This window comes from Faecalibacillus intestinalis, assembly GCF_015097455.1.
In the GTDB taxonomy this organism is placed as follows: domain Bacteria; phylum Bacillota_I; class Bacilli_A; order Erysipelotrichales; family Coprobacillaceae; genus Faecalibacillus; species Faecalibacillus intestinalis.
In genome coordinates this window covers 1,159,025-1,175,265 of the sequence record NZ_AP024085.1, presented here as the reverse complement: position 1 = coordinate 1,175,265, position 16,241 = coordinate 1,159,025, and the positions used below count along the sequence as shown (strand labels likewise).

The 16,241-nt window shown below is 29.2% G+C and carries 15 protein-coding genes, 2 tRNA genes and 1 other annotated feature; of the genes, 1 reads left to right on the top strand and 16 read right to left on the bottom strand.

The genetic code is table 11. The features are described from left to right. Positions 1 to 2 precede the first annotated feature (2 nt). The 14 genes from udk to Fi14EGH31_RS06250 form a co-directional block, all read right to left on the bottom strand. Positions 3 to 632, bottom strand: coding sequence for a uridine kinase (gene udk / locus Fi14EGH31_RS06315; RefSeq protein WP_022001126.1), 630 nt, complete (start codon positions 630 to 632; stop codon positions 3 to 5). Beyond that, positions 622 to 1,875 carry a peptidase U32 family protein gene (locus Fi14EGH31_RS06310; protein WP_200765259.1) on the bottom strand — a complete coding sequence of 418 codons (1,254 nt, stop codon included), beginning with the start codon at positions 1,873 to 1,875 and terminating at the stop codon, positions 622 to 624. Before Fi14EGH31_RS06310 ends, udk begins: the two co-directional genes overlap by 11 nt. Then, positions 1,862 to 2,794 (bottom strand): peptidase U32 family protein, encoded by a 933-nt coding sequence (locus tag Fi14EGH31_RS06305; protein WP_022001128.1) that lies wholly within the window; start codon positions 2,792 to 2,794, stop codon positions 1,862 to 1,864. The genes Fi14EGH31_RS06310 and Fi14EGH31_RS06305 overlap by 14 nt, the downstream gene beginning before the upstream one ends. A 5-nt stretch (positions 2,795 to 2,799) precedes the next feature. Beyond that, the gene (locus Fi14EGH31_RS06300; protein ID WP_117481448.1) at positions 2,800 to 3,390 is read right to left on the bottom strand and encodes an O-methyltransferase; all 591 of its coding nucleotides are present in this window, start codon (positions 3,388 to 3,390) and stop codon (positions 2,800 to 2,802) included. Position 3,391: 1 nt separating this feature from the next. Then, positions 3,392 to 4,462: an endolytic transglycosylase MltG gene (mltG, locus tag Fi14EGH31_RS06295; protein WP_117481450.1), complete on the bottom strand. Its 1,071-nt coding sequence runs from the start codon at positions 4,460 to 4,462 to the stop codon at positions 3,392 to 3,394. A 77-nt stretch (positions 4,463 to 4,539) separates the two neighbouring features. Then, on the bottom strand, positions 4,540 to 5,643 hold the full coding sequence (locus tag Fi14EGH31_RS06290) for a lactonase family protein (RefSeq protein ID WP_200765258.1): 1,104 nt from the start codon (positions 5,641 to 5,643) through the stop codon (positions 4,540 to 4,542). An 83-nt stretch (positions 5,644 to 5,726) separates the two neighbouring features. Further along, on the bottom strand, positions 5,727 to 6,020 hold the full coding sequence (locus Fi14EGH31_RS06285; RefSeq protein WP_052011100.1) for a DUF1292 domain-containing protein: 294 nt from the start codon (positions 6,018 to 6,020) through the stop codon (positions 5,727 to 5,729). Positions 6,021 to 6,023: 3 nt separating this feature from the next. Further along, positions 6,024 to 6,443: a Holliday junction resolvase RuvX gene (gene ruvX / locus Fi14EGH31_RS06280; RefSeq protein WP_022001133.1), complete on the bottom strand. Its 420-nt coding sequence runs from the start codon at positions 6,441 to 6,443 to the stop codon at positions 6,024 to 6,026. Beyond that, complete coding sequence (locus tag Fi14EGH31_RS06275) at positions 6,443 to 6,697, bottom strand: IreB family regulatory phosphoprotein (protein WP_022001134.1); 255 nt, start codon at positions 6,695 to 6,697, stop codon at positions 6,443 to 6,445. Before Fi14EGH31_RS06275 ends, ruvX begins: the two co-directional genes overlap by 1 nt. 51 nt (positions 6,698 to 6,748) lie before the next feature. Beyond that, the gene (alaS, locus tag Fi14EGH31_RS06270) at positions 6,749 to 9,355 is read right to left on the bottom strand and encodes an alanine--tRNA ligase (RefSeq protein ID WP_200765257.1); all 2,607 of its coding nucleotides are present in this window, start codon (positions 9,353 to 9,355) and stop codon (positions 6,749 to 6,751) included. Between the two features lie 40 nt (positions 9,356 to 9,395). Next, positions 9,396 to 9,590: a binding site (T-box leader), on the bottom strand. A 186-nt stretch (positions 9,591 to 9,776) separates the two neighbouring features. Then, on the bottom strand, positions 9,777 to 12,026 hold the full coding sequence (gene recD2, locus Fi14EGH31_RS06265; protein ID WP_107029295.1) for an SF1B family DNA helicase RecD2: 2,250 nt from the start codon (positions 12,024 to 12,026) through the stop codon (positions 9,777 to 9,779). After that, positions 12,026 to 13,159 carry a tRNA 2-thiouridine(34) synthase MnmA gene (gene mnmA, locus Fi14EGH31_RS06260; protein ID WP_118473284.1) on the bottom strand — a complete coding sequence of 378 codons (1,134 nt, stop codon included), beginning with the start codon at positions 13,157 to 13,159 and terminating at the stop codon, positions 12,026 to 12,028. The genes recD2 and mnmA overlap by 1 nt, the downstream gene beginning before the upstream one ends. A 91-nt stretch (positions 13,160 to 13,250) precedes the next feature. Beyond that, the gene (locus Fi14EGH31_RS06255) at positions 13,251 to 14,168 is read right to left on the bottom strand and encodes an ROK family protein (RefSeq protein WP_022001139.1); all 918 of its coding nucleotides are present in this window, start codon (positions 14,166 to 14,168) and stop codon (positions 13,251 to 13,253) included. A gap of 48 nt (positions 14,169 to 14,216) precedes the next feature. Then, positions 14,217 to 15,197: an RluA family pseudouridine synthase gene (locus Fi14EGH31_RS06250; protein ID WP_117347115.1), complete on the bottom strand. Its 981-nt coding sequence runs from the start codon at positions 15,195 to 15,197 to the stop codon at positions 14,217 to 14,219. Between the two features lie 253 nt (positions 15,198 to 15,450). On the opposite strand from Fi14EGH31_RS06250, the gene Fi14EGH31_RS06245 reads away from it, so the two are divergent. Then, positions 15,451 to 15,984 carry an NUDIX hydrolase gene (locus Fi14EGH31_RS06245; RefSeq protein ID WP_117347116.1) on the top strand — a complete coding sequence of 178 codons (534 nt, stop codon included), beginning with the start codon at positions 15,451 to 15,453 and terminating at the stop codon, positions 15,982 to 15,984. Positions 15,985 to 16,015: 31 nt separating this feature from the next. On the opposite strand, the gene Fi14EGH31_RS06240 is transcribed toward Fi14EGH31_RS06245, so the two are convergent. Both Fi14EGH31_RS06240 and Fi14EGH31_RS06235 read right to left on the bottom strand, forming a co-directional pair. Next, positions 16,016 to 16,092: transfer RNA gene (locus tag Fi14EGH31_RS06240), tRNA-Asp, on the bottom strand. An 8-nt stretch (positions 16,093 to 16,100) separates the two neighbouring features. Next, a tRNA-Ser gene (locus Fi14EGH31_RS06235) sits at positions 16,101 to 16,191 on the bottom strand. Positions 16,192 to 16,241 lie beyond the last annotated feature (50 nt).

Below are 16,241 nucleotides of genomic sequence, written 5' to 3'. Positions count from 1 at the left end.
TTTTACTCCTTAGCATCAATAACACTTGAAATCTTAGTAATTAAAAGATCGATGGCTACTGTATTATTTCCCCCTTCAGGGATAATGATATGTGCATATTTTTTTGAAGGTTCAACGAATTGTTCATGCATTGGTCTTACTGTTTCTAAATATTGATTACATACTGAATCAATAGAACGTCCTCTTTCTTCAATATCACGTTTTAAACGACGGATAAAACGTATATCAGCATCTGTATCTACAAAGACAAGAATGTCGCATAAATCTCTAATTTTTTCATCATAGAGAACAAATAATCCTTCTAAAATATAAACATCTCTTGGTGTAATTGTTTCAACAACATCACTTCTTGTATGTTGAGTATAATCATATGTAGGTTTAGAAATTGATTTTCCTTCTTTTAATTGTTTTAATTGTTCTACAAGTAAATCATTATCAAAAGCAAAAGGATGATCATAGTTTGTTTTCACTCTTTCTTCAAAAGAAAGATGACTTTGATCTTTATAATAGTCATCTTGTTTAATGATACATGTTGTATGACTTCCTTTAAAAAATTCATAAACTTGTCTAGAAATAGAAGTTTTACCCGAAGCACTTCCTCCAGCAATTCCAATAATAATACTATTTTTCATCTAAAATAACCTTCCTTCCCATATCGAACTCAAACAATGGTTGATCACATTTTAAATAAAGAATTTCCATTGGATGATTTGCTACTTCAACTGATTCTCTATCTTCATTATATATTTCTTTAACTTGAATTAAAATATTTTCATGGTGTGGTGAGAAAAATTCAATTTGATCCCCCACTTTAAAATAATTTCTTTGTTCAATCATAACTTCATGTTTATCTACATCATAACTTAATACACGCGCACAGAAATCTTGTGTTGGATGTTCATCTCTTTGATTATAAAGTTGATATTGGCTGTCTGGAAAATCTTTAAAGAATCCTGTACATAAAGCACGATTCGCTGCTTTTTCAATTTCCTTACGATAACCTTCTTTATTAAAGTGATCTGGATCAGCACAATAAGTATCAATCAATTTACGGTAAGTTGAAACAACAGTAGCAATATAATGAAGAGATTTCATTCTTCCTTCGATTTTAAAAGAATCAACTCCTAATTCAATAAGCTTAGGCAATTCATCAACGAGTGACATATCTTTACTTGACATACTAAACGGTACAATTTCATCATGATTCAATTGTTGATCCTTTTCAAAAATATCATAATACCAACGGCATGATTGCGAACATCCTCCACGATTGGCATCTCTTCTTGAAAAATAATTAGATAACATACATCTTCCTGAATAATGGATACACATAGCTCCATGAATAAAATATTCTAAATCAATATCCACTTTTTCCCTAACTTCTTTTAAATCTTGATAATCCACTTCTCTAGCAAAAACAACACGATCAACTCCTAAATTTTCATAGAAATGAATCGCACTGGTATTCATGGTTGAAAGTTGTGTAGAAACATGAACTTCTAATTTTAAGTTTAATTTTTTTGCCAGTGACATGATATAAGGATCCGCTACAATAATGGCATCAACCCCAATTTCATCTAGCTTTAAAAGATAATCTTCTAACCCTTCTAAATTATCTTCATGTAAAATAATATTACATGTTACATGAATTGTCGCATGATGTGCATGCGCAAATTCAACAGCTTCTTTAATATCATCTAAAGAAAAATTAGAAGCACTTGAACGCAAAGAAAACTCTTTACCCCCAATAAACACTGCATCTGCACCATAGAGGATAGCCACTTTTAGTTTTTCTAAGTTTCCTGCTGGCGCTAATAATTCAGGCTTTTTAACAATGACTCTTTTTCCATTAATAACTTGACTAACTTCTCTCATTTTCTTCTCTCTTTCTTACATCAGAAATTTTATAAACAGTTGAATCAAATAAAAAACTATGATAATAATGAACATTTGGTGTTAAACGATAAAGTAATTGCATCAACTCTATTGATTCTTTATTGTATGTTTGATTTTTAATTGCTTCTATAGCTTGTATATAAAGATGTGTAATTTCTAATAAATCTGTTTCATTTATATATTGACCATCAATATATAAATAATCAAAATCATTGAATTGATTAAGAACATCTAGTGCACACATTTGATTAGTTGAAGTAATGTGGGTTCCATATTGATCTTCATAAATATGACAATGGTCCTCTACACCATTGGCTTTGATTTCAATTTGTGCCTCTTTATCTACATTAAAATCAAGATGTGTATACTCTTTATAATTAGACAATAACTTTCTTTTTGAATAAGCCATATATTCAACCCCATGTACTTGAACCATTGTTTTTAATTTACAATTTTGTCCAATCATTTGTTTTTCTTTTAGCGGGATTTCTCTTGCTAGAAAAGCGCCATCTATTCCTTGTTCTTTTAAAACAGATAATGTGAGATGATTTGTATTTAATGTTTCTGGATCATAGATTTTTTCAAATGAATATCCTTTTTCATTACAAATTTGTAAAACTCCAAAATCTTGAAAAATAATCCCATCTATTTGACATTCATTTAATTTATCTAAATGATTCTTTAAATCATCTAAATATTTTTGTTCAACTAACGCATTAACTAAAACAAATAAACGAATCATTGGATATTTTTCCTTTATTTCTTTTAATTCTATATAATCAACTGTTAAAGCTTGTCGGCATGAAAATTGATTTGTTCCTACAATAAAATCATGGACACCTAAATCCAAATAATCATAAAGGTATGATAAACTATTTATATTAATTATTAATGACACTTATTTCACTTCCTTTTTATTACACAAATTCCATCACCTATGCCATAATAAGTGACTTGATATTCTTCATGATTGAAAATCCAATCTTTAAATCTTTTAATTTTTTTAACAAGTTGTTTTGTATTTCTATTTTTAATATGATCAATATCAAAAATCATCCCATGAAAATCTAGATTATCAACAATGCAAATTCCATTTTTTTGAACTAAAGGCATGTATTTTTCAAAGAATTTTTGATATTGTGCTTTCGCTGCATCAATAAATAAACAATCAAATTCTTGATATTTTAAATCATTGATATCAAATGTTAATGCATCATCATGGTGGATTTCTATTTGATCTTCTAATTGTTGTTCTTTAATGTTTTGAATAGCTTCAAGATAACGTGCATCATCTAACTCAATTGTTTCAACAACAAAATCATCTATATTTGAAACCATCATCATTGCTGAATAACCAATAGCACTGCCAATTTCAAGACAGCGATGACATTGATGTTCATTGAATGTTTGTATTAAAAATTCCAAACCCTCTTTTTCCATGACTGGAATATTTCTTTTTCTTGCACTTTTTTCTATTTCATCAAAATACTTCATTTTAATACCACTTATTACTATTTACATTTACTTGATGTTCTTGATATGTTTTCGCATATAAAACTTTTCCATCTTGTGTCGCAAAGAAATAATAATACTCACTTTCCTTATAATTTAAAACATTTTTTATAATTCCTGTTGAAATAGAACTAATAGGACCAACAGGTAAACCATTATATTTATATGTATTATATTTTGTATCTTTATTTAAATCAGTATGTTTAACATCAATTTTAACTTCTTGATTTCCATAATTAACAGTGACATCACATTGTAATGGCATTTGTTTATTTAAACGATTAATTAAAACACCACAAACAAGTTGCCTATCTTCGTCATTGACTGGTGATTCTCTTTGAACAATAGATGATAATGTCATAAATTGGTGAACTGTTAATGGTTGTGAGTTCACTTTAAAATCTAATATTTGTGTTTTATATTTTTCTAGATGTTTTTGTGTTTGATCTAACATCATTTTTGTAATACTTTCAATCGTATCTTCTTGTGTTAGAAAATAAGTTTCTGGTGCTAAATATCCTTCCAATGGATAATAAATACCATCACTTAAAATATCATCTGTTAAAAACCAATATTTTTTAATTAACTTTTGAAGATATGTTTGATCTGTCCATTTTTGAATGATCTCATTATATTCTATTCCTGTTTGTTTAGAAATAATAGAAGCGTATTCAGGAATTGTTTGTCCATCTAAAACTGTTATTTTAGTATTAGAAATATATTTTTTATCTTTTCCTTCAATTGCTTTAAAAATTGTTTTTAAATCCATTTTTTTATTTAAAATATAAACATTACTTTTAAAATCATGTTGATTCATTTTTAAATATATTTTGGCACATGTAGAACTTTTTATAAGTTTATTTTTATCTAATATTTTAATAATATCATTTCCACTACTACCTTTAGGAATAGTGACGATCACTTCCTTATTTTTAGAAGATGTAGCCTTGATTCCTTGCTTATAATATACAAAACTTCCAATAAACAAAGCAACAATAAAAATAATAATGCCTACTGCTATTTTAACTTTAATATTCAATTTCTTTTTTTCCATGTTGAGTCCTCACCTTGTATCATTATATGTTATTTTTTGTCGATATTCAACCAAAGAAAAAAGGCAAATAAATTGCCTTAGAAATTATTAATAAATGATGTTAAGCAAACAGGTTCATTTACCATACAGCTATATTCAGTTTCATAAACTTGTCCACCTTTTTCCTTACCAAAACGATAAGATTCAACAATTCCACCTTTTTGACAAGCCACAACGATCCATTCATTTCCTTCCTCATTATAAACAAGCATATCTACTGGATCATAAGAAGTATCTTCAAAGTCAATATATGTAAGAGTTCCATCTTCATTGACTTCGAACAACACAAGAGAATCATGTCCTTTATTAATTGCATATAAATGACTATCATCACTATTAAACTTAATATCACTTAAAGAACTTACAAGTTCAGGATCATCATCTTTTGGATAACTATCGATTGTTTGAATTAATTCAAAGTTTAAATGATCATATTTATAAATACAAATTGTGCTGTTTAATTCATTCATTACATAAGCACGATCACCTTTTTGATTAAAAATCATTTTTTTAGGACCACAACCTGGTTCTAATTGTAATGTATGTACATTATCTAATGTTAATGTTCCATCTTCACCAACATCAAAGAAACATACTTGATCTAATCCTAAACAAACAACATAAAGTTTATCTTCATCTGGTAAAAAGCCCACATATGTAGGATAGGGTTGTGCTTGTTTAACAGGATCTTTTCCACTTCCATTCAACTTAAAATGAGAAATACATTTTACAAGTTTTTTCTTAACAATAGAAATTACCGAAATTTCACTATTAAAATAATCGACACAAAATACTTTATCAGCAGTTTCTACATCACCATTTGCACAAGCATGCACATATGTCTTTCCTTTATCTGTCACACGTGAAGCAAGTGCTAATGTTTCAGCAGTTGCTGCATAAGAACAAATTCCTCCATCATCTACAGAACCCGTTCTATTTCTATAAGTAATACATGAAAAACGTCCATAATTGAATGCATAAACTGGATCCGTTGGTGTTACAAAATATTTTTTAAATATCAACTCTCCATTTTCCACATCGATTTGAAATGTATAGATTCCTCTTGTTTGTTTATTTCCTAAAGAATTAGCAAAAAAACCTTTCGTAATTCTTCTTTTTCCTCCAAATAAATTAAATGCCATTTCTTTCACCTCATTGATTATTCTAATTTCCTTCCATGAACTGTTCATGTCTAAAAAAGGAAAAAGCTAATTTTCATTAGCTTTTATGAATTACAATCTTCATCTTCTCCTTCACAATATTCAGTTTCATCTTCATCTTCTTCTGAAACAAATGATTGGAAAACTTCTTCAACTAATTCCCATTCTTCAGGAGTTTCAATTGGAAATAGTCCACCTTCATCATCAAAGATTGCTGCTTGTGCTTCTGGTTCATCTTTTTCAGGATCGAAGTAAACAACATATTGATGTCCATTTTCTTCATTTTCAAATGTAAATAAAATTTCATACTCTACTTCGTTTCCTAATTCATCAGTTACAACAATTGTATTTTCATCCATAACTTATCCTCTATCTAAGTAACCTTGTAAAATAGCAACTGCCGCCATTTTATCAATTACCTGTTTTCTTTTCTTTCTTGATACATCCGCAAAAAGAAGTTGATTTTCAGCAACTACCGTTGTTAATCTCTCGTCAACTAAGATCACATTGATTCCTTCAATCATTTCTTCTAATTGTTTTTTAAATTCAATTGAAATTTGTCCTCTTTCACCAATATCACCATTCATATGTTTTGGTAAACCTAAAACAATCGTTTCAATCTCATTTTCTTCAACAATTTCTTTAACATGTTTTGCACATGTTAAATAATCATCAGGTTTAAAACGAAACGTTTCAACACCATGAGCAATCATTCCTAGAATGTCTGACATGGCAATACCACAAGTTCTAGACCCTAAATCAAGACCTAATACTTTTTTCATTATTCTTTCTCCAAATAAGATTTTACTAATTCTTCAATAATTTCATCTCTTTCAACTTGTTGAATAATATTTCTTGCATTTTTATGAGAAGAGATGTATGCAGGATCATTAGATATGAGATAACCCGCGATTTGATGTACAGCATTGTATCCTCTTTCATTTAAAGCATTGATAACTGTTTTAAGATTACTGCGTATCATTTCTCTACGCATATCTTCTGAACTAAATACTCTTGTTTTTGTTAAATCTTCCATCTAACTCACCCTCTTTTCTATAATATATATTATACCTTATACTGTATTAAATTACAAAATATTTTTTAAAGCACCTTTGATTTTAGAAATATTATCATTGATAGCACATCCACCTTGAGCAAAGTCAGGTTTTCCACCACCACGACCGTCAACAACTTCATTGATTGCTTTAATGATATTTCCTGCTTTATATTGACCAACTAAATCTTTTGACACAGAAACAAAGTATGAACATTTTTCTTCATATTTTGAAACTAAAACAACGATTCCACTTTCTAATTGATCTCTAAAATCAAATGTTAATTGTTTTGCTTTGGCATTTTCTAATTGTTCTTCAACATAAAGAACTTTAACTCCATTGATCTCTTCAATATCATTTGCTTTTGATGCAGCTTGAATTGCATTTAATTTAGCTGATAATTGTTCAATTTCTGCTTTTGCTTCTTTTAAGTCTTCTTTTAATGCTTCTACTTTGTTTATAACATCTTTTCTATTTTTAAGATTTAATGTTGAAGCAATTGTATCTACTGTTTCTTTTTCATGAACCATTGCATTATAAGCAGCTAAACCGCTTTGTGCCACAATACGTCTAATTCCACTACCTACAGATTCTTCACTCACGATTTTAAATAAACCAATTTCAGAACTGTTTGAAACATGGCAACCACCACATAATTCAATAGAGTAATCTCCAATGTTGACAACACGAACAACATCTCCGTATTTTTCATCAAATAAAGCCATTGCCCCTGATGCTAAAGCTTCTTCTTTTGTCATATTTTTAATAACAACAGGACGTCCTTCAAAAACAATTTGATTAACTTTTTCTTCAATTTCTTTTAATAATTCAGCAGAAATTTTTTCAAAATGAGTAAAGTCAAATCTTAAAACTTTATCATCAACATAAGAACCTGCTTGGCTGATATGATCACCTAAAGTTTCTTGTAAAGCTTTTTGTAAAATATGTGTTGCACTATGGTTTGCTGTAATTTGACGACGTTTTTGTTGATCAATTGATAATGTAAAAGTATCACCTAAATGAATAGCTCCTTCTTTTACTTCAACAAAATGCATATGTTGTTTATTTGGCGCATTTAAAGTATTAACAACATTTGCATGTGTTGTCTCATTATTTAATGATCCAGTATCACCACATTGTCCACCCATTTCTGCGTAGAATGGAGTTGTATCAAAGATAACTTCTCCTTTATCAGTGATTTCATCTGTTTTAACACCATCTTTGAATAATCCAATAACTTTTCCTTGGACTGATGTAAGATCATAAACAAATGTAGAAGGTTCAACAAAAGCCATTAAATCAGGTTTTTGACTTGCCATTGATTCATTGTTATCACGTGATGCACGAGATCTTTCTTGTTGAATTTTTAATTCTTCTTTAAATTCTTCTTCATTAACTGTTAAATTTGATTCTTCAGCAATTTCTAATGTTAATTCAAATGGGAAACCATATGTATCATAAAGTTTGAAAGCATCTTTTCCACTGATTTCTCCATTTTCATTTTTATCAATTAATGATTTTAATAATTTTTCACCATTTAATAATGTTTTATGGAAAGCTTCTTCTTCCTTTTTAACCATTGTTGAAATAAAATCTTGTTTTTCTGGTAAATAATCATAGAAATCTTTCATCATATCACAAACTAATGGTACTAAATCATACATAAATGCTTTTTCAATACCAATTTGTTTACCATAACGAACAGCACGTCTTAAAATACGTCTTAAAACATACCCTCTACCAGCATTGTCAAACATTGCTCCATCAGCTAAAGCAAAAGTTACAGTACGAATATGGTCAGCAATAACACGATAAGCCATTTTATTTTCTTCATAAGAAACATTGGCTAATTTTTCAGTAGCATGAATGATTGGTAAGAATAAATCAGTATCAAAGTTTGTTTCTCCACCTTGAATAATACTTACTAATCTTTCAAGTCCCATACCAGTATCAATATTTTTTTGTGGAAGTTCTTTATATTCTTTACGATCAATCGCTGGATTACAATCATATTGAGAGAAAACAACGTTCCATACTTCAATATAACGATCATTTTCCATTTCTTCGAAGAATAATTTTTCTCCTAAACCTTCAGGATCATATTTTTCTCCACGGTCATAGAAAATTTCTGAGTCAGGACCACCTGGACCTTCTCCAATTTCCCAGAAGTTTTCATATGTTTTTAAAATATGACTTGGATCTACATGACATACTTCTGTCCAAATACGATAAGCATCTTCATCATCTGTATAAACAGTAACATATAATTTTTCTTTATCAAAACCAATCCATTCTGGACTTGTTAAAAATTCCCAAGCAAATGGAATCGCTTCTTCTTTGAAATAATCTCCAATTGAGAAGTTTCCTAACATTTCAAAGAAAGTATGATGTCTTGCTGTTTTACCAACATTTTCAATATCGTTTGTACGAATTGATTTTTGTGCATTTGCAATACGATTACATGCTGGTTTTTCACTACCATCAAAATATTTTTTTAGTGCAGCAACCCCTGCATTGATCCATAATAAAGTTGGATCGTTATGAGGAATAAGTGATGCACCTGGTTCGATCATATGTCCTTTAGATTTGAAATAATCCAAGAACATTTGTCTAACTTGATTTCCGGTTAATTGTTTCATTTCTTTTCTCCTTTTTTGACAATATAAAAAGTCGTCCTTATCTAGGAACGACTTTATCGCGGTACCATCCTAGTTCATGTAAAAATACATGCCCTTAATTAAACTTTAACGCAGTTCTACGGTAATCATTAATTACTCTCCAAAGTAGCTTTCCTATATATCCTATAAACATTTTCACCCACCATGTTCTCTCTAAAATATTCTATATAGTACTGATCTTTTTCAACGATTTATTTGCATTATACACGAAATACAAAAGTATTTCAATATCTTACATTTTTTCTTTAATTGTTTCCATAACATGGCAACCACATTCAGTTTCACTAAATAGAAGTGCTAATGATGTAAGAGTTAATGCCATAATAATATTATTGCGTTTCATTTTATCACCTCTATTTGAGTATGTCTTTATTTTACAAAATTATACAGTTTCATCATCATTTAAAAAATCTGTAATATTTTGTTTAAGTTCTTGATTATATGAAGATTCTTCATATGTTTCAACATTTTTATTTTGATTGATTTTATTTACTAATGTTGTTTTTCTTTTACTATCAGAAATATTTTTTATACCATAAAGAAAAGCTTGTGGATTACCTAAAATAAATAAAGCTTGTTTAGCTCTTGTTAGACCTGTATAAATCAAATTTCTTTTAAGCATAATATAATAATCATTTAAAACAGGCATAATAACAATTTTAAACTCATTTCCTTGAGCTTTATGAATTGACATACAATAAGCCAATGTAAAAGTCATAAAATCTTTTGATGTATATTCGACTAAATTACCATCATAATCAACAATAAGCGTATCTTCTAAATATTCAAAACCATCTTTACGATTAATTTCAACTAAAACACCAATATCTCCATTATAAATATCATCATCTGGTCTATTTTTTAATTGTAAGATTTTATCTCCTTCTCGATAAACTTTCTGTCCAATACGATATTCTTCTTGATGATTCTTAGGATTAAAAATTTCCTGTAAAGCCAAATTTAAAGCATTGATTCCTGCAACGCCTTGATAAATTGGTGCTAAAACTTGTATATCATTTTGATCATAGCCATTTTTTATTGCTTTTTTTACAATTGTTGTCACATTTTTAATAATTTCAAAATTGGTACTATTATAAAAATGAATATCTTTATATTGTTCAAACAACGATAAATCATTCACTTCTTGATGAATTAATTGATGTGCCAATTGCACAATTCCTGAATCTTTTGATTGACGATAAATCTCATCCAATTCAATAACTTTTAATTGACTTTCAATAAAATCTTTTAAAACATTTCCTGGTGCTACTGAAGGAAGTTGATGATAATCACCAATAAACAACACTTTATGAACACGTCTGCTTGCATCAAACAATTTAGATAAAAGTAAGCTATCAACCATCGAAAACTCATCAATAATTAAAACTTGACTACTTAAAGGATTATTTCGATTCATCGCAAATGAATTTTTATGTAAATCCCATTTAAGTTCTCGATGAATCGTACAAGCATCCAAACCTGTTAATTCACTTAATCTTTTCGCTGCTCTTCCTGTAGGTGCTACCAGAGAAATTACATCTTCTGGATAAAGTGTTCGATAGATTTGAATCAGTGCTTTAACAACCGTTGTTTTCCCCGTTCCTGGTCCTCCGGTTAAAATCATCATTGGATATTTTAAAAAGTATTCGATTGCTTCTTTTTGTTTTGTTGAATAGACAATACCAAATTTATCCTGATAGTTATCAAGCAGTCTTTCTAATTCATTTTCATCATAAAATTCTTCTGGATAATCATTTATTTTGTGTAAAAAATTTGCAATGATTTCTTCACTTTCATAAAGCTCTTCATCATAATAATATTCTCCTTCTTTGATGACTCTTCCTTCTTCTACTAAAGTATTGAGATATTCATCAAAAACCTCATCATCAATATGATAAATAATTTTATGAAAAGCTTTTTTTATTTCATCATAAAGTACATATGTACTTCCTGATGAAAAACAACTTTGTTTAATACTATAAATAACTCCTGCTTTTAAACGATCCGGATTATTTAAAGTTCCTCCTGTTTTTAAAGCAAGTTCATCTGCTGTTTTAAAACCAATACCATCAATGTCTTCTACTAATTGATATGGATGATTTTGTAAGATTTCTAATGTTTTTTCTTTATAAGTTTCTTGAATAATACCAATATGCCTTAAAGAAATACCATGTCCCATAAAGAATTGTGTGACTTCTTGATCATAATCATTAGAAGTCAATACTTCATAAATAAGTTCTCTTTTAGCCACTGTCATTCCTTTAACTAAATCTAAATGATGTTTATCTTCTTTGATTAAAGAAAGTGCATTTTCTCCTAATGCATCAACAATGTATTTTGCTTGTGTAGGACCAATTCCCTTAAATAAGGGACTTGATAAATATTTAATAATTTCTTCTTCATCTGTACTTAAAACTATTTCATAATGATCCAACTTAAATTGTTGACCATATTTAGGATGAATTTCAAAATCACCATAAAAAGCATATTTATCATAATCATTAAAATTTGACATATAACCATTCATTGTCAAAAGTTCCTGATCTTCCTCTACTTCTAATAATGCAACTATATAATGAGAAGATTCGCTATAATAGCGAATCTTTCTAATATATCCTGTATATTTTAACATTATAGATATTCAATCTCTTTTCCGTCTTTATAGACTTTTTCAATCGTTCCTCCACCTAAACAAACATCTCCATCATAGAAAACAGCTGCTTGTCCTGGAGTTACAGATTTAACAGGTTGATCAAATTCTAATTTTACAGTATTTTCATCAATAAAAGTAAGAGTTACCGGATTATCTTTTTGACGATATCTAAACTTTGTATTACATTTAATAGCTTCTTGAGGTTTAATACTTGGTATCCAGTTAACATCTGTAATTAAAGCACCTGTAGACATTAACCAATCATTTTGGTCACCTTGACAAATATATAAAATATTTTGATCATAGTTTTTCCCAACAACAAACCAAGCATCACCTGAACCACCAATACCTAAACCTTTTCTTTGACCAATCGTATAGTACATAATTCCAATATGATCACCAATCACTTTACCAGTTTGAATATCAACCATCTTTCCAGGTTTTGCTGGAATATAATTTTGTAAGAATTGTTTAAAGTCTCTTTCTCCAATAAAACAAATTCCTGTACTATCTTTTTTATGAGCTACCGGTAAATCTAATTCTTTAGCAATTTTTCTAACTTCTTGTTTTGTAATATTTCCTAAAGGAAATAAAGAAGCTTGTAATTGTTTTTGATTAAGTTGACATAAAAAGTATGTTTGATCTTTATTTTGATCAATTCCTTTTAACATCACTGAATCTTTACCTTCATGATGTTCAACACGCGCATAATGTCCTGTTGCGATAAAATCTGCATTAAGTTCTTCAGCGTATTCTAAAAACGCTTTGAATTTAATATGTTTGTTACATAAAATATCAGGATTTGGTGTTCTTCCTTTAGCATATTCATCAATAAAATACGTAAAAACTTTATCCCAATATTCTTTAATAAAATCGACTCTTCTAATTTCTATTCCAAGATGTTTAGCTACTGCTTTAGCATCATTATAATCTTGTTCTTGAGGACAAATATCGTTATCATTTGTGGGATTACCTAAAATATCATTATTTAATTGGCTATCCCAGTTTCGCATAAATACGCCAATAACTTCATATCCTTGTTGTTTAAGTAAATAAGCTGCTACAGCAGAGTCAACACCTCCACTTAATCCTAAAACGACTCTTTTTTTCATAATCGTCCTCCTTCTCGTGTATTATATCAAAAACAAAATTAAAGTAAAACAATAAGACACAATAATAGCCCCTTAAAGGGGCTATTTCTTATTAATCTAATTGAGACATTGGTAACATGGCAGCACCGATTGCACCACAATCATCAATTTCTTTAAATAATAGAGGAATATGATTTCTCATACCTACATGAATTTTACTATTAAATCTTTTTTCAAGTTCATCCCAGAAATAAGCTTTAGATTTGAAAACTCCTCCACCTAATACAAAACAATGTGGATCTACAGTATGAGCAACATTAGCAAGTAATGTAGAGAAACCATCAATAAATTCTTCAGCAATTTTTTGACAAGCTTCATCTCCTTCAGCGGCTAATTTGAAAACATCACCTGCATGTTTTACTAAATCGCCTTTAGCTTCTTTACCTTTTCTTGTAAGAGCAGTACCAGAAATTTCTCCTTCAACAGCTCCTGGATTTAAAGCACCTTGTTTATAACCACCTGGTACAAGAATCATGTTTCCAATTTCACCAGCGTGACCTCTACCACCAGATACTAATTTTTTATCAACAACAAATGCTCCACCAACACCAGTTGAACAAGTAATAAAATAATTTGTTTTATAATCTTTTCCTGCACCTAATACAGCTTCCGCTAAACCTGCAACATTGGCATCATTATCAATAAAAGTTGGTAATCCAAATTTTTCTTTTAATTTATGACAAATTGGATAGTTTTCAAATCCTGGTAAGTTACTTGCCATAATCATGATACCAAGTTCTGTATCTACTGGCCCTGGAGCACCAATTCCAATACCTTCAACACCTTGCAAACCACCACATACAGATGTATCTAATGCTTCGATTTGTTTTATTATCTTATCACATACATAATCCGGACCATTTTCACATTCAGTAGGTCCTTTAACTTCACTATAAGATTCACCATTTTCATCTACTAATAGTGTTCTTACATTTGTTCCACCTAAATCGATACCGATATAATATTTCATTCTATTTCCTCCTAAAACTATAACTAAATTATACAATAAAATATGTATTTAGAGAACGCTTTCAAATAAACTTTTTTCAATTTTTTTAAATTGTGTTGGCTTAGGACAAATAATTATTTTTCCTTTTAGATAACTAAGTGAACCAAACGGATCAACAAAATTAATTTTATAGGCATGTAAAAGTTGATTATTTAATCCAAATTGTTGTTTCATTTGTTTATTTAAAGCAAAATCACCATATTTACGATCACCTATAACCGGATGATCAATACTTGATAAATGTATTCTTATTTGATGCATTCTTCCTGTAATAATTTTAACTTCAACTAAAGAAAAATCATTTGTAGTTCTTATTGGCTTTACAATTGTTTTCATCATTAGAGCATCTTTATCATCTTTTTTAACAAAACGTACACGATCTTCATTATCTATCTTTTTAACATATCCTACGAGTTCTTGTTGTTTAGTAAGCTTTCCTTTACAAATCGTCATATATGATTTTTCAATATGATGTCGTTTTTTCATCATTTCATTTAAATCCTGTAAAGCAGCTAAAGTCTTTCCAAAAATAACGATCCCACTTGTATTACGATCTAAACGATGGACTGGTCCTGGAGTAAACGTACTCTCTCTGCCTACATCCAATTCACCTTTTTCTTTTAAATAACTTAAAACTTGATGAGAAAGCGTATTTACATTTTCTTTAGCATCCCCATGAACTAATAAACCTACTGGTTTATCAACAATTAAAATATTTTGATCTTCATATAATACTTTAAATTCTCTTTTTAAATCATAAATATCTTTTTCTTTTGTAAATTCATTAAATTTATCATCATAAAGGAACATTTCTAAAATATCATCTTTTTGTAGAATATATTTTTCATTTACTTTTTTACCATTAATTTTAATATCTTTTTTTCTAAACATCTTATATATAAAATTACTAGGTGCATTACATAATAATTTTTTTAAATATTTATCGATTCTTTGATTTGCATCGTTTTCTTTAATTACTATTTTTTTCATTTCTATCACCAACGTCATTATAACATAGACTAAGCTAAAGTTAGCTTTTATTTTTATGAAACCCTTTACATTTAAAATAAACATGTTATAATATATTTGTTAAGTGAAACGCATTCACTCTAACATACCCCCTATTATCATCCTTACGTAAATAATAGATGAAAAAAAGTATGCACCCCCGCATACTTTTTTTATTTTATTCATTTCAAAATAACGTATAATAGAATTATAAAATATAAACGAGGTAAAAAAGATGGAAAAAAAAGTTAAAAGTGAAATAATCTACGATGGAAAAATCATCAAAGTCTATAAAGATCAGGTAGAATGTCCTAACAAAAGGCTCGCAACAAGAGAAATAGTAAGACATCATGGCGGTGTAGGTATTTTAGCAGTCGTCGATGATTGTATCTTGCTCGTCAAACAATTTAGATATGCCTACAATAAAGATACTTTAGAAATTCCTGCTGGTAAATTAGAATTAGGTGAAGAAGCTGGACCTGCCGGTAAAAGAGAATTGGAAGAAGAAACTGGTTATAGTTGTAAATCCATGGAACTTATTAATGAAATATATCCAACAACAGGATATTGTGATGAAGTTATTCATTTATATGAAGCAAAAGGTCTATTTAAAGTTGAAAATCCCCTTGAAGGAGATGAAGATGAATTTATAGACGTTATCTCTATGCCAATAGATGAAGCCTATAAAAAAATCATGAATAATGAAATCCATGATTCTAAAACAATCATCGCTATTATGAAAGCATACAATGATAAATATATAAAATAAAAACTGCTGTATAAGCAGTTTATTTTTTATTTGGCGGTCTGGACGGGACTCGAACCCGCGACCTCCGCCGTGACAGGGCGGCATTCTAACCAACTGAACTACCAGACCAAATAAAATGGCGGAGACAGAGGGATTTGAACCCTCGCGCCAGTTTCCCGACCTACACCCTTAGCAGGGGCGCCTCTTCAGCCTCTTGAGTATGTCTCCATCACATCAGTGCCCATTTATAATATCATCTAATTTTACATTTGTAAATA

What these genes read in the sequence shown, in the direction of transcription:
- udk (WP_022001126.1), bottom strand. Translation starts at nt 632, where the DNA reads ATGAAAAATAGTATTATTATTGGAATTGCTGGAGGAAGTGCTTCGGGT.
- Fi14EGH31_RS06310 (WP_200765259.1), bottom strand. Translation starts at nt 1,875, where the DNA reads ATGAGAGAAGTTAGTCAAGTTATTAATGGAAAAAGAGTCATTGTTAAA.
- Fi14EGH31_RS06300 (WP_117481448.1), bottom strand. Translation starts at nt 3,390, where the DNA reads ATGAAGTATTTTGATGAAATAGAAAAAAGTGCAAGAAAAAGAAATATT.
- mltG (WP_117481450.1), bottom strand. Translation starts at nt 4,462, where the DNA reads ATGGAAAAAAAGAAATTGAATATTAAAGTTAAAATAGCAGTAGGCATT.
- Fi14EGH31_RS06290 (WP_200765258.1), bottom strand. Translation starts at nt 5,643, where the DNA reads ATGGCATTTAATTTATTTGGAGGAAAAAGAAGAATTACGAAAGGTTTT.
- Fi14EGH31_RS06285 (WP_052011100.1), bottom strand. Translation starts at nt 6,020, where the DNA reads ATGGATGAAAATACAATTGTTGTAACTGATGAATTAGGAAACGAAGTA.
- ruvX (WP_022001133.1), bottom strand. Translation starts at nt 6,443, where the DNA reads ATGAAAAAAGTATTAGGTCTTGATTTAGGGTCTAGAACTTGTGGTATT.
- Fi14EGH31_RS06275 (WP_022001134.1), bottom strand. Translation starts at nt 6,697, where the DNA reads ATGGAAGATTTAACAAAAACAAGAGTATTTAGTTCAGAAGATATGCGT.
- alaS (WP_200765257.1), bottom strand. Translation starts at nt 9,355, where the DNA reads ATGAAACAATTAACCGGAAATCAAGTTAGACAAATGTTCTTGGATTAT.
- recD2 (WP_107029295.1), bottom strand. Translation starts at nt 12,026, where the DNA reads ATGTTAAAATATACAGGATATATTAGAAAGATTCGCTATTATAGCGAA.
- mnmA (WP_118473284.1), bottom strand. Translation starts at nt 13,159, where the DNA reads ATGAAAAAAAGAGTCGTTTTAGGATTAAGTGGAGGTGTTGACTCTGCT.
- Fi14EGH31_RS06255 (WP_022001139.1), bottom strand. Translation starts at nt 14,168, where the DNA reads ATGAAATATTATATCGGTATCGATTTAGGTGGAACAAATGTAAGAACA.
- Fi14EGH31_RS06250 (WP_117347115.1), bottom strand. Translation starts at nt 15,197, where the DNA reads ATGAAAAAAATAGTAATTAAAGAAAACGATGCAAATCAAAGAATCGAT.
- Fi14EGH31_RS06245 (WP_117347116.1), top strand. Translation starts at nt 15,451, where the DNA reads ATGGAAAAAAAAGTTAAAAGTGAAATAATCTACGATGGAAAAATCATC.